11 protein-coding genes and 2 tRNA genes are annotated in these 13,792 nt (G+C 44.0%); 8 read left to right on the forward strand and 5 right to left on the reverse strand.

Annotated elements, in window-relative coordinates:
* Positions 1-83: 83 nt before the first annotated feature.
* The 5 genes from JOC37_RS12595 to JOC37_RS12615 all read right to left on the reverse strand — a co-directional run bounded on the left by JOC37_RS12595 (position 84) and on the right by JOC37_RS12615 (position 2,198).
* Positions 84-989: an ATP-dependent metallopeptidase FtsH/Yme1/Tma family protein gene (locus JOC37_RS12595; protein WP_204619460.1), complete on the reverse strand. Its 906-nt coding sequence runs from the start codon at positions 987-989 to the stop codon at positions 84-86.
* A gap of 236 nt (positions 990-1,225) precedes the next feature.
* Positions 1,226-1,301, reverse strand: a tRNA-Phe gene (locus JOC37_RS12600).
* A gap of 10 nt (positions 1,302-1,311) precedes the next feature.
* Positions 1,312-1,387: transfer RNA gene (locus JOC37_RS12605), tRNA-Val, on the reverse strand.
* Positions 1,388-1,555: 168 nt separating this feature from the next.
* Positions 1,556-1,705, reverse strand: a complete 150-nt coding sequence (locus JOC37_RS12610; RefSeq protein ID WP_204619462.1) for a hypothetical protein — start codon at positions 1,703-1,705, stop codon at positions 1,556-1,558.
* A 58-nt stretch (positions 1,706-1,763) separates the two neighbouring features.
* The gene (locus JOC37_RS12615) at positions 1,764-2,198 is read right to left on the reverse strand and encodes a universal stress protein (protein ID WP_204619463.1); all 435 of its coding nucleotides are present in this window, start codon (positions 2,196-2,198) and stop codon (positions 1,764-1,766) included.
* 612 nt (positions 2,199-2,810) lie between these two features.
* Here JOC37_RS12615 and JOC37_RS12620 point away from each other — a divergent pair.
* From JOC37_RS12620 to JOC37_RS12655, 8 genes are all read left to right on the forward strand, one after another.
* On the forward strand, positions 2,811-3,395 hold the full coding sequence (locus JOC37_RS12620) for a 4Fe-4S dicluster domain-containing protein (RefSeq protein WP_204619464.1): 585 nt from the start codon (positions 2,811-2,813) through the stop codon (positions 3,393-3,395).
* Positions 3,396-4,271 (forward strand): CoB--CoM heterodisulfide reductase iron-sulfur subunit B family protein, encoded by an 876-nt coding sequence (locus JOC37_RS12625; protein ID WP_204619465.1) that lies wholly within the window; start codon positions 3,396-3,398, stop codon positions 4,269-4,271.
* 271 nt (positions 4,272-4,542) lie between these two features.
* Positions 4,543-5,712: a sulfate adenylyltransferase gene (gene sat / locus JOC37_RS12630; RefSeq protein ID WP_204619466.1), complete on the forward strand. Its 1,170-nt coding sequence runs from the start codon at positions 4,543-4,545 to the stop codon at positions 5,710-5,712.
* A 222-nt stretch (positions 5,713-5,934) separates the two neighbouring features.
* Positions 5,935-6,378 carry an adenylyl-sulfate reductase subunit beta gene (aprB, locus tag JOC37_RS12635; protein WP_204619467.1) on the forward strand — a complete coding sequence of 148 codons (444 nt, stop codon included), beginning with the start codon at positions 5,935-5,937 and terminating at the stop codon, positions 6,376-6,378.
* Between the two features lie 51 nt (positions 6,379-6,429).
* Complete coding sequence (aprA, locus tag JOC37_RS12640) at positions 6,430-8,307, forward strand: adenylyl-sulfate reductase subunit alpha (protein WP_204619468.1); 1,878 nt, start codon at positions 6,430-6,432, stop codon at positions 8,305-8,307.
* Between the two features lie 268 nt (positions 8,308-8,575).
* A complete protein-coding gene (locus JOC37_RS12645; protein WP_204619469.1) occupies positions 8,576-9,829 on the forward strand; it encodes a CoB--CoM heterodisulfide reductase iron-sulfur subunit A family protein in 1,254 nt (417 codons plus the stop codon).
* Positions 9,830-9,833: 4 nt separating this feature from the next.
* Positions 9,834-12,083 carry a hydrogenase iron-sulfur subunit gene (locus JOC37_RS12650; RefSeq protein ID WP_204619470.1) on the forward strand — a complete coding sequence of 750 codons (2,250 nt, stop codon included), beginning with the start codon at positions 9,834-9,836 and terminating at the stop codon, positions 12,081-12,083.
* Between the two features lie 299 nt (positions 12,084-12,382).
* The gene (locus JOC37_RS12655) at positions 12,383-13,666 is read left to right on the forward strand and encodes a sodium:proton antiporter (protein WP_204619471.1); all 1,284 of its coding nucleotides are present in this window, start codon (positions 12,383-12,385) and stop codon (positions 13,664-13,666) included.
* Positions 13,667-13,792 lie beyond the last annotated feature (126 nt).

Below are 13,792 nucleotides of genomic sequence, written 5' to 3' on the forward strand. Positions count from 1 at the left end.
GGTTTATCAGGAGCCGTATACGAGGCCCGTACGTACGGTTCTGTGAGAGGGATAACGCCGTAGCAAATTACTGCGGCGTTACCCTACTCGATCATGATTTTTCTGATTTCGCTGCCGGTTAAAGATCCTTTTGCTTTTAACTGTTCGGCAACAGCCAGCAGTTCCGGCCGGTGCTTTTGGATTATTTGCATTACGATTTCATTTTGCCGGTTAACTATATTTTGATACAGCGTGTTTTTTTCATGGTCATTAAGAACATCCCAGGGCACGGGGCTGTCGATAAGACCGTTATTGCATAACATAATGACAAGTTCTTTAACTTTTTCTAAATCGTTGCTGGAACTGATGTAGACCTGTTCTTCCGGAAAAATTACTTTTTCTGCTGCTAAACCGGCTAAATATATTCTTATTTTTTTATAAATATCTTCTTTAGTGGTTAATCTGGTGCTGCTTTCTCCCATTACGTAACCGCTGGGCAGGGATTGTGAAAACCAATTGTTGGCTTTAGCTATGCTGGTGGTAGGTATTATTTCTGCGTTTATTGTTGAGCCGGGCAGCTCAATTTCCCGTACCACTGCGTGGCCCGCTTCATGGATGGCAATGCGGTTGAGTTCTTCAGCAGTCCACGGGGCTGGTTGATAAATAAAATTTAAAATACCGGAAGAATAGCAGGCTGAAAAAGCTAATGTCAAAACTGATGCAGCCATTCCAACCAGCACGCAGAAAGATGACAGGGTGAGTATTTTGCTGCTGAGGGCGTTTTTCTTTCGTTCATGGTCTAAAACAGGTTTTAAAATTTTGTAAATTAGGAATAAATATAGCGCACCAAATAAAGCTGACGGCAGGGAGAAATGAATCAAATCTTTAAAAGCCAGGCCGGTATCCAGTATTGTTTGATATTTTTGTAAAAACATTAATTGTAAAAATGGCAAATAGGCGATAGCTAAGTAAGAAACAGCTATCACGGCAATAAGTAAGGTGTACTGCATGCCCTTCTCCTTTCACGGGTAAGATTTATAACATACTTTATACAAATAATGTATTATTCCTTCTGCCCTGAAAAAGTTATTTTGCTGGGCCGGTGGCTCTGCTGTTTTTTCATCCCCTGGTGGTGTCATTTATTACCTGGGGGTCTGCCCTGAAAGTGCTGTCTTGTGAACCCGGCAGCACGGGTTTGTAGAGGTAAATAAAAAAGGGACGCTTTTAACTGCGTCCCTTAAATTACTGGTGCCACGGGACGGAATCGAACCGCCGACACGAGGATTTTCAGTCCTCTGCTCTACCGACTGAGCTACCGTGGCATATGTGATATGGTGGGCGGTGAGAGGCTCGAACTCCCGACCCCCTGCTTGTAAGGCAGGTGCTCTCCCAGCTGAGCTAACCGCCCTTGCTGCGACAATAGGCATTGTAACAGAAAAATATAAAAATGTCAATGGAAAGATATAAATTTAGGTAACGAGGATGAGAGGTGTGCTGTATTGTTATGTGCTTATTTATCCTCTCATCCGTAAAACAGTCTTTAGTAATAATTTAACCGCGGTTTAGCGCAGTGATATTATTTCTTTTTTTTCCATTTTACCATTCCCAACAAAAACATTAAGCCGCCGATAGCGCCTACCAGCGGTGATTTATCTCCCATAAACAAACTTGCACCGATGGTTACAAACCCTACCAATTGTAAAGCCAGCTGTAATTTGGGCAACAATTATAACCACTCCTTAAAACATAGGTGATTAGTATTATAGCAAATTATATAGTAAGTTTTAACGGTAAATTAATACCGGGCACCTGGCATGACGCACAACCCTATTGCTGATACTGCCCATTATATATCCTTTGATTTCTCCCAACCCGCGACTGCCCATTACTATTAAATCGAATGATTCTTGGTGGGCAAGCTTGCATATTTCATCTGCCGGGTTGCCCACTACCAGGGATGTTTTAATGTCCACATCTTTTTTGGACAAATCCCATTTTATTTTAGTGAGAACCTGCTGCCCTTCCTTAATAAATTCATCTAATAGTGTTTTTTGTATACTGCTTAACCTGTCGGAATTAATATAATAGGATGGAAGAGATGAAACCACATGTAGAATGGTCAGCTGGGCACCAAATTTTTCAGCTAAATCGGCAGCGTGCACAGCGGCTTTTTTAGAACGTTCAGATCCATCCACCGGGGTAAGAATTTTGTTGTACATTGGTTCTACCTCCTAAAAATTATAATATTAAGACTGGGTTTCCTTATCTACTTAAAGTTCTTAATAATACTGACAACTCCTGCAAATGATGTGATTATGATGCTGTTTTTTGCTGCATATGACATAACGGATGTGAATAGTATAAAAATGGAAAAATTATCATTTTAAAATATCATTGTGATTGTTATTTTTTTTCATTCTTTTGCATTATCAGGCAGGATTCCTGATTTAAATATCGAATAAAAAGCTAAATAAGGTTGGAAAAGAAAAGTGTGTGTAAGGAAGAATTGATACCGGCGGTATTAATGGCAGCTCTAAATAATAATTATACTTGTCAAAATCAAAAAAGAATGCTATCATTTACACAAGTTGATTGATTAATTACCTCCATAATATCTGCGTGTAGTCGGCAAAAAATAGCTGCATAGTGTTTCGGGCGGTTTTTTCGCTGATTATATAAAAATTGTTATTGAGAGGATTTTTTTTACAAGGACGTGTTCACAACTTCACAATCACAAACTCTACAAGTATGAAAAGGTGTTTGGTTATAAAAATGCTTTTTAAATAATGCAAAATGCAAGCAGAAATGCAAAGGTGAAGGGGGGGGAACCAATGTCAGGGGCTGATGGTGTAAAAAGATACGACCCTGAATTTACAAAAAGAGTTTATAAAATGGACAATGGCAAATGGGTGAAAATGTGCATGCAGTGCGGTATTTGCCCTACAACATGTACATTAAGAGATATTATGGATCATTCACCCAGGAGAATTATTCAACTGATCCGTGCAGGAGATAAAGAACAGGTATTAAAGAGCAATACGCTGTGGTTGTGTACATCATGTTATACCTGTGCTTGTCGCTGTCCCCGTGGGGTGCCGATGATGGATGTAATGCATGATTTACGGCACCTGGCGGAGGAAGAAGGATATATAACAAACCAGTCTCACATGGCTAAAGTATACTACAATGACGTGGCAAAACGCGGGCGCATCTGGGAAGGCGGCCTTACCATGAAGTATGGTTTAAAGATTGGTATTGGTAATGCATTAAAGATGGCGCGGGAAATGCAAGATGTGGGAATGGAAATGTTAAAACACAAGAGATTGTCGATATTCCCACCCAAAGGTGTGAAAAATCCTGCTAAACTGCGGGCGGTACTGCAGAAAGCAGCAGCTTTGGCAAAGGAGGAAGGCTAGATGAAGTATAATTATTTTCCCGGATGTGCTAGCGAAGGAACTGCATTGGCCAACTACCATGCCTTTTTAGCTGTTGCAAAAAAATTGGGTATTGAGCTTAATGAAATTGAAGACTGGAACTGCTGTGGAGCAACTGTTACATCCAGTGTAATCGGAGAGTTTCCGGCGCAGGTTCTGGCAGCACGCAATTTGGCCCTTGCTGAAAAGCAACAGCGCGATACTGATATAGTAACTACTTGTAGTTCATGTTATGCCATCTTGGGATTAACAAACAATAAATTTGCTGATGAAGAATTTAAGAAAAAGGCTAATGAGGCCTTAAAAGAAGATGAATTAGAATATACAGGCAACCTAAACGTTAGATTTTTGCTGGATGTGCTGGTAAATGATATCGGGGTGGAAAAAATTGAAGCTGCCGCTGAGAAGCCTTTAAAAGGCTTGAAAGTGGCCGGCTATGTTGGCTGTCAGAGTGTAAAGGCTTTAAGAGGTCATTATGACGATCCAGAATACCCCGAGTCTTTGGATAAAATAATTAGAGCCTTAGGGGCTGAAGCTGTAGAGTTTGAAAATAGTAATAAATGCTGTACAGGTGCCCTGGCATTAACTGCTCCTGAAATTACCGTTTCAGCTGTACACCCGATAATTGATGGGGCGGCTAAAGCAGGAGCCGATCTGATAGTAACTCCCTGTCCGCTTTGTCAAATGAACTTAGATGCATATCAAGCCAAAGCAAACAAACAGTTTCAAACCAACAATAATCTTCCGGTGTTGTTTATTACCCAATTAATGGCTTTGGCCTTTGGATTAAGCCGCAAAGAAGCCGGCCTGGACTATTGTATTGTTTCTCCATATCAAAAACTTTCCAACTGGGTATAAAAAGATTTATAAATTTAAAACTTTTCTCTTTACTTAGCAGGAGTTTTAAAAGTCAATATTGAATAAAGGACTGCAAGTGTATTTTAGGCGGAATAGAAAGTTAAATTATTCACAATAGTGGCGCCCCCGCTTAAGTTGTGAATTCAATTTATCACTGCAAAATAGATTGTGACTGAATTAACCTTCACAATTTGACAATCTTTGCAGTGGATAAATTACCCAAAAACATATTACTCATTACTCAAGAGAACCTAAAAGGAGGTAAACGCGCATGGCACTAGTTCAACCACATGGTGGGAAGCTAACTCCGGTTATTGCACCAAAGGAGCAGCGCCCCGAATTGGAAGCCAAGGCAAAAACCCTACCTGTTATCCGCATGAGCTCCAGGGAAACTTCTGACGCGCTGATGATTGGTATGGGTGCATTTTCTCCCCTGACTGGCTTCATGAACAAAAAGGATTACGAAAGCGTTGTTAGCACCAAGCACCTTGCAAATGGCCTGGCATGGCCGATCCCGATCACTTTGTCCGTAACTAAGGAACAGGCTGCCGAATTATCCGAAGGGCAAGAAGTAGCGCTGGTTGATGATGAAACCGGTACTTATGTAGGTATTTTAACCGTAGAAGATAAGTATGAGTATGACAAAGTTAAAGAGTGTAAAGAAGTATTCTTCACCGATGATGCTGAGCATGCCGGCGTTCAAAAAGTTATGAGCCAGGGCGAAGTAAACATCGGTGGTTCACTGGTAACTTTCAGTGAACTGGGCTATGATGAAAAATATGCCGGTTACTATGCTCACCCGACAGAAACCCGCAAGTTATTTGAATCAAAGGGTTGGAACACAGTAGCAGCTTTTCAAACCCGTAACCCGCTGCATCGTTCTCATGAGTTTCTGTGCAAAATCGGTATGGAAATTTGTGATGGTTTGTTCATTCACCCCATCGTTGGTAAACTGAAGCCCGGTGACATTCCGGCAGAAGTGCGCTTCAAGTGTTATCAAGCACATATGAAGCACTATTTCAATCCGAAGCATGTTGAAATGCGTGTATACCCGATGGAAATGCGTTATGCAGGTCCCAGTGAAGCTATTCTGCACGCTATCTTCCGTCAAAACTTCGGCTGCAGCCACATCCTGATTGGTCGTGACCATGCCGGTGTTGGCGATTACTATACTTCTTACCAAGCTCAAGAAATGTTTGACCAGTTTAAGCCTGGCGAAATTTTATGTCAGCCCATTAAAGTTACTGCTGCTTACTACTGCAAGAAGTGCATGGGCATGGCCACTGAAAAAACCTGCCCGCACGGCCCGGAAGACCGTATTGCCATCAGCGGTACCAAGGTTCGTGCTATGTTCGCAGCTGGCGAACTGCCGCCGCTTGAGTTTGGCCGTAAGGAAGTTCTGGAAATCCTTACTGAATACTACCAAAGCATTAAAAAATAATCCAACCGGTTGTATGGCAGCAGCTGCAGCCGGCAGTTAGCTGTTACCAAGTACAGGGAAGAGTTAGAAAGCCGGTGAACCTGCTGCTTCATAAAAAGTATTAAGTGCCTGATGTAAAAAAATATTGGAGGGCGGGGAGAGAAAGGGTGTGAGGATGAAATAATCCCTTCTCTTCCATAACCTCTAATAAACTAAAAAACTATGGGAATAGGAGGTTAAATTATGCCTAGTTTTGTAATCCAAGAGAAGTGCGATGGCTGCAAAGGGCAAGATAAAACTGCTTGCATGTACATTTGCCCCAATGACCTGATGGTACTGGACAGAGAAAAAATGAAAGCTTATAACCGTGACGTATCAATGTGCTGGGAATGCTACTGCTGCGTAAAGATCTGTCCGCAGCAGGCTATTGACGTTCGTGGTTATGCTGACTTTGTTCCCATGGGTGCCAGTGCTGTACCTTTGAGAAGTTCCGACAGCATTATGTGGACCGTTAAGTTCCGTAATGGCAGCGTAAAACGCTTCAAGTTCCCCATCAGAACCACTGAAGAAGGTACTGCTAAGCCTGATGGCGGTTACACCGTTGACCAGGAAGATCTGAACAGCCCCGTACTGTTCACTGAGCCCTATTCACTGGGTCTGGACGCAGTTCCTACCTTGAAGAAGTAATTAAGTAACTAAATATTTTATAATTACGAACTTACGAAGGAGGTTAATATAATGCCGGTTAACTTTGAAACTGTTGAAGTCAGTACTGATATTCTAATTCTCGGCGGCGGTATGGCTGCATGTGGTGCTGCTGTAGAAGCTGCTTACTGGGCAAAGAAGCATGGTTTGAAAGTAACCTTAGTTGATAAAGCTGCAATGGACCGTTCCGGTGCTGTTGCCATGGGTCTGTCTGCTATTAACCAGTACCTCGGATTGGCTAAAGGTGAAAACACTGTAGAGGATTACGTACACTATGTTAAGAACGACTTGATGGGTATTGCTCGTGATGACTTGGTTTACAACATTGCCCGTCACGTTGACTCTTCAGTTCACCTGTTTGAAAAATGGGGTCTGCCCATTTGGAAGAAAGATGGCAATTATGTACGCGGCGGCCGCTGGCAGATCATGCTGAACGGTGAATCCTACAAAGTAATCGTTGCTGAAGCTGCTAAAAACGCTTTGGGCACCGACAATATTTATGAGCGTGTTTACATCGTAGAGCCCATCATGGATGGGGACAGAATTGCCGGGGCTATCGGTTTCAGCACCCGGGAAGAAAAAGTTTATGTATTCAAAGCTAAAGCAGTTCTGGCTGCTATGGGTGGCTGCGTTGGCGTATTCAAACCCCGTTCCACCGGTGAAGGTTTAGGCCGTTCCTGGTATCCTCCGTTCAGCTCCGGTTCTTCCGCATACTTCACCATGGCTGCCGGTGCTGAAATGACCTGTCAAGAAATTCGCTTCATTCCTGTACGTTTCAAAGATGCTTACGGCCCTGTTGGTGCTTGGTTCCTGCTCTTCAAGTCTAAAGCTACCAACGCCTTTGGCGAAGAGTACATGGTTACCCGCCGCAGTGAGCTGGAAAACTGGGGTCCTTATGGCAAAGTTAAGCCTATCCCGGCTAACCTGCGCAACTATCTCGGTATGCTGGACGTAAGCGAAGGTAAAGGACCTATCTACATGCAGACTGCAGAAGCTATTGCTAATCTGGCTGCTGAATATAAAGATGATAAGAAAGCCTTCAAGAAGAAAATGAAGGAATTGGAAAGCGAAGCTTGGGAAGACTTCCTGGACATGACTGTATCCCAGGCTATCCTGTGGGCAGCTTGTAACATTGCTCCGGAAGAGAAAGCTTCCGAAATCGCTGCTGCTGAGCCTTACTTCATCGGTTCACACTCCGGTGCTTCTGGTGCTTGGGTAAGTGGTCCGGAAGACGTTGCTCCCGATGAGTACAAGTGGGGCTACGAAAACATGACCACTGTTAAAGGTCTGTTTGCAGCTGGTGACGCTTCCGGTGCTTCCAGCCACAAGTTCTCCTCCGGTTCTCACGCTGAAGGACGTATTGCCGGTAAAGCAATGGTTAAATTCGTGCTGGAAAACAACGAAGAGCCCAACATTGATGCTGCTAAGATAGAAGAACTGAAAGAGAAAATCCTCAAGCCCATGAAGGTGTTTGAAGAGAATAAAGACTTCACCACCGATCCGGAAGTTAACCCGGCATACATTATGCCCAAGCAGTACATGTTCCGTCTGCAGAAGATGATGGACGAGTACGCTGGTGGTGTATCCGCTAACTTTACAACCAGTAAAGCTCTGTTGGAAAAGGGTCTTGAGTACCTGCTCATGCTGAAGGAAGACTCTGAAAAGCTGGCTGCTCGTGACCTGCATGAGTTGATGAGATGCTGGGAAAACATTCACAGAACATTACAGGCTGAAGCACACATCCGCACTGTACTGTTCCGTGAAGAAACCCGTTGGCCTGGTTACTACTTCCGCAGTGACCTGCCGAAGATGGATGAAGAAAACTGGCTCTGCTTCGTTAACTGCAAGTACGATGCAGCTACCGGTGAATGGGAAATCTTCAAGAAGCCGATCATCAGACTGCTTGACTAAAATAGCTGCATAGCTGCTTAATGTGGCCCGTGGCCGTAGTGGTCACGGGCCACTCTTTAGAAATGGATTTGTTGAACAATAGTATGTAAGAGCAAAGTACCCGCAAGTTTAAAGCGGTAAAAAGGCATGAATAAAAAGCGGTCAGGGCAGTAATGCCTTCCGTCGCGCTTGCCAGAGATATCAACTGGATAAAGCATAACTTTCTTTATTAATTAAAGGAAGTTTATTATGGTGCCTATTCAACAACATCTAGAATAGGGGTGAGGAAATGGGTAATAAAAGTGTACTGGTTGTAGGTGGGGGTATGAGCGGGATTACCGCCGCGGTTGAAGCTGCCGAGGCCGGTTGCGAAGTTTTTTTGGTTGAAAAAAATTCTTACCTGGGCGGAAGGGTAGCCCAAATCAATCAATATTTTCCCAAAATGTGTCCCCCGAACTGTGGTTTGGAAATAAATTTCCAAAGGATTAAAAAGAACCCGAAAATTAACTTTTTTACCTTGGCTGAAGTAGAGAGCATTTCCGGTGAAGAGGGTAATTTTAATGTTACTATTAAATTAAACCCACGTTTTGTTAATGAAAACTGCACCGGCTGCAACAAGTGTACAGAAGTTTGCCCGGCAGAAAGGGATGACGACTTTAACTGCGGTCTCAGTAAAACCAAGGCAATTTACTTGGCACATCCGTTTGCTTTTCCAATGAAGTATATCATTGATGCTAATGCCTGCCAGGGTGATTCCTGTGGCAAGTGCGTTGAAGCATGTAAGTATAATGCCATTGACCTGAAAATGGAACCCCAGACCATGACCGTTAATGTAGGTTCCATAATATGGGCTGCCGGATGGAAGCCTTATGATATTGGCAAACTTAGCAATTACGGCGGCGGGCGTTTTGAAAACGTAATTTCTAATATTATGATGGAACGTATGGCAGCACTGACCGGTCCCACCCAGGGGAAAATTTTGCGCCCGTCAGATAACGGGGAACCAAAAAATATTGCCTTTGTACAATGTGCCGGTTCCAGGGACGAGCATCACTTAAAAACTTGCTCTTCGGTCTGCTGTATGGCTACTCTGAAGCAGGTTAATTATGTTCGTGAGCAGTATCCCGACGCCAATATTACCATATATTTTATGGATATCCGCGCCATGGGTAAGCATGAAGATTATTACCAGAAAGTGCTGGAAGAGAAAAATGTCAAGCTCATCAAAGGTAAGCCCAGCGAAATCAAGGAAGTTCCGGAAACCAAGAACCTGCTGGTATTGGCAGAAAACCAATTTACTCAAGAAGTGGAAACCCTTGAGTATGACCTTGTGGTGCTGGCCACCGGTATGGAACCGGCGACAGCTGAGGACAAAGTACCTGCCCAGTTAAATTATGATGTGGATGGCTTTGTAATTGCTGGACCTCCAACACCTGGCATTTATGCCGCTGGATGTACAAGGAAGCCTGGTGACGTAGCTTCTTCCGTTCAAGATGCCACCGCCGCTGTGCTGAAGGCTATACAATCTACGGTGAGGAGGTAGGAAAATGGACAAAAAGTATGGTGTTTATATTTGTACCGGTTGTGGCATTGGGGATGCCATGGATATTGATACCCTGATTGAAGCCGCAGAAGAAAATAATGTTCAATCATGTAAAACCAGCCCCTTCCTTTGCGGTAAGGAAGGCGTGGAAATGATTAAAAAAGATATAGAAGAAGAGGGTATAAATACTATAATAATTGCTGCCTGCTCCGGCCGTGTGAACTATGATGTTTTTGATTTTGGCAGTGACAAAATTGTTGAGCGTGCCAACATTAGAGAGCAGGTGGCCTGGGTTCACGAACCGGACGGTCCCGATGCGGTAGATGAGGAAGAAGATCATACAGGCCGTCACGCTGCTGATGTTATCCACATGGCTTATGCTAAAGTTAAATCCATGGAACTGCCTGAGCCATACAAGGTTGAAGAGCCGTCAAAAGCGATTTTAGTAGTTGGCGGTGGTATGGCCGGTATTACTGCGGCTTTGGAATCAGCCAATGCCGGTTATAAAACGGTTCTGGTGGAGAAGGAAGCCAAGTTGGGCGGCTGGTTGAACAAGTTATACAAAGTAACCCCGCTTAAAGCTCCCTACACCGAGCTGGAAGATCCTAACGTGGACGAAAAGGTTAAGGAATTGGAAGAACATCCCAATATTACCGTTTATACCTCGGCTAAGATTAAAAAGATTGCCGGTGCCCCGGGAATGTTTGATGCCGTTATAGATGTTAACGGCAGCGAGGTACAGGAGCGTATCGGTGCCATTGTGCTGGCAGCCGGTTCTCAACCTGTTGATGCTGAAAAGTTAAGTCACCTGGGTTATGGCAGTTACAAGAATGTGGTTACCCATGCTGAATTAGAGGAAATGGCTAAAAACGGTAAAATCGTGCGTCCCTCCGATGGCCAGGAAGCTAAGAAAATTGCCTTTATTCAGTGTGCCGGCTCCAGGGATCCGGAGCGCCTGCCTTACTGCTCCCATGCCTGCTGTATAGAAAGTTTGAAGCAGGCGGCTTATGTAAGCGAGCTGAATCCCGAAGCCATGACTTATATTTTCTATAAAGATATCCGCTCATCAGGTACCTACGAGCATTTCTACAAAAAAATTCAGGAAACCGGTGCCGTATTCATTAAGGGAGATATCACCGGAATTACTGAAAGCGGCGATGGTACCCTGACAGTGGAGTCGGAAGATGTACTGCTGGGCGGTAAAGCCAGTGTGGAAGGTGTGGATTTGGTGGTGCTGGCCACCGGTATGGTGCCCAACACCGCTTTTGGCAAGGAACTGGAAGTGGAAGCGGATGACGAGGGAGCAGCTGATGAGAAAGAAGAAAAGGGAACCCAGGATGTCATTATTGCATCAGACATTTTGAATCTTGATTACAGGCAGGGACCGGAACTGCCGGCATTGAAATATGGTTTCCCGGATTCGCACTACATCTGCTTCCCGTACGAAACACGCCGGACCGGTATTTATGCGGCGGGGTCAGTGCGGGCTCCCATGGATATGGCCAAGGCAATAACTGATGCCACCGGCGCAGCGTTAAAAGCTATTCAGTGTGTTGAGGCTACCGCACAGGGTGCTGCCGTTCACCCGAGAAGCGGTGACCTGTCATATCCGGAATTTAACTTAAATCGCTGTACCCAGTGTAAGCGTTGTACTGAGGAATGTCCCTTCGGTGCTATCAATGAGGATGAAAAGACCAACCCGCTGATCAACCCCACCCGCTGCAGAAGATGCGGTACTTGTATGGGTGCATGCCCGGAACGGATTATTTCCTTCAAGAACTACTCTGTTCCGATGATTGGTAACATGATTAAAGCCATTGAAATGCCTGAAGAGGACGAGGAAAAGCCGAGAATTCTCGTATTTGCCTGTGAAAATGACGCCATACCCGCCCTGGACATGGCTGGTATTAACCGTCTCAAGTACAACCCCTGGGTTCGGGTAATTCCTGTTAGATGCCTCGGGTCACTGAACCTGGTATGGATTGCTGACGCCATGAGTGAAGGTTATGACGGAGTTTTATTAATGGGTTGTAAACACGGTGATGATTACCAGTGCCACTTCATTAAAGGTAGTGAACTGGCTGAAATTCGCCTGTCTAAAGTTTCCGAAACCCTGGACAGGTTGGGCTTGGAATCAGAGCGTGTTAGAGCTGTAGAAGTTAACATCATGGATTACATGAAGATTCCGCAAATCCTGGACGAATTTGCTGAAGAATTAGAAGAACTTGGTCCCAACCCGATGAAAGACTTCTAAGAATTTAAATTATAATATAATGTAAAGAGACACCCGTTTGTTCCGGGTGTCTCTTTACATTTCAAACCAGTTACCTTACATGCATTGTCAATGGTTTTAAAGTAGTTTATAATATTAGTTGGATGTTTTATAAACAAACTGCTGATATTCGGACTGTTTATTGGTATGACCACCTAGCCATCCCATCAATGCGGTTAAATAAAATCCTGGGGGTGAAGAACAGTTAACTAATTAAGTTTAAGTATTAATTGTACAAAAAATTTAACTATATTAAAAGTATTGTGAGGTGTACTCCATTGATTCCTGAGCAATATCAAGCGCTGTATGCTATAATTGTCTTTCTGTTAACCTATGCACTGATTATGGCAGAAAAAATACACCGGGCAGTGGTGGCCCTAATGGGTGCCATGCTGGTGCTTTTTGCCGGGGTAATTCACTTTGAAGAGGCAATTCACCATATTGACTGGAATACCATTGGATTGCTGGTAGGTATGATGATCATAGTGGGTATTACCAGGCGTTCCGGTGTGTTTGAATATGTGGCCATTTGGTCAGCTAAAAAGGCCAAAGGGGAGCCCATGCGCATACTGATAACCCTGGCTGCTATCACCGCCGCTGGCTCAGCACTGCTGGACAACGTAACCACAGTTTTGCTGATTGTACCGGTAACATTTTCTATTACCAGAGAACTTAATGTTAACCCCATTCCCTTTTTAATTGCTGAAATTATGGCTTCTAATATCGGTGGTACCGCCACTCTGATTGGTGACCCACCTAATATTATGATCAGCGGTCCCGCCGGGCTGACGTTTATGGATTTTATATATAACTTAACACCGGTTGTAATTGTAATTTTTATTGTTACGATACTTATTATGCGGGTGATCTTCCGTATCAGTGCAACGGAAGAAATGAAAGAAAAAATTATGCAGTTTGATGAAAAGCAGGAACTAAAAGATATTGCTTTAATGAAAAAATCATTATTTGTACTGGCCGTCACTATTGTTGGCTTTGGGCTTCATGGTGTACTGCATGTAGAAAACTCCGTTATTGCTTTAGCCGGTGCTACACTGCTGCTGTTAATTACCGGGGAAGAACCGGAAGAAGTACTGCTGACAGTGGAATGGCCCACCATCTTCTTCTTTGTGGGACTGTTTACGCTGGTGGGATCTTTGGAAGTAAATGGAGTTATTGCCGCTATTGCGGAAAAATCCATTGAAGTTACCGGCGGTGACTTAATGAAAACCGGTTTCCTGGTGCTGTGGCTGTCGGCAATGGCGTCGGCCTTTGTGGATAATATTCCCTTTGTGGCCACAATGATACCGATGATTACGGAGATGGGACCGGCAGGAATGAATGTATTTACTAACCTGGATCCTATTTGGTGGTCGCTGGCCCTGGGAGCCTGTTTGGGCGGTAACGGTACTCTCATCGGTGCCGCTGCCAATGTTATTGTGGCCGGGTTGGCGGATAAAAACGGTAACAAAATAACTTTTTTGGGCTATATGAAAGTGGGATTCCCGTTAATGCTTCTATCGGTTGTAATGTCAACCGTTTACTTATACATTTTCCACTGGCAGTAAGTTAAATAATAGGGCGCGATTTTTCGCGCCCTATTATTGTTTGCCTGGCATGTCTGCCGAGCCGATGGGTTGAAAGAAACCCTGTCGCCTAACCAGCGGGAAGACAACCTGTAAGCAAGGGCGTCA

It is taken from the genome of Desulforadius tongensis, assembly GCF_016907915.1.
In the GTDB taxonomy this organism is placed as follows: domain Bacteria; phylum Bacillota; class Desulfotomaculia; order Desulfotomaculales; family Desulfohalotomaculaceae; genus Desulforadius; species Desulforadius tongensis.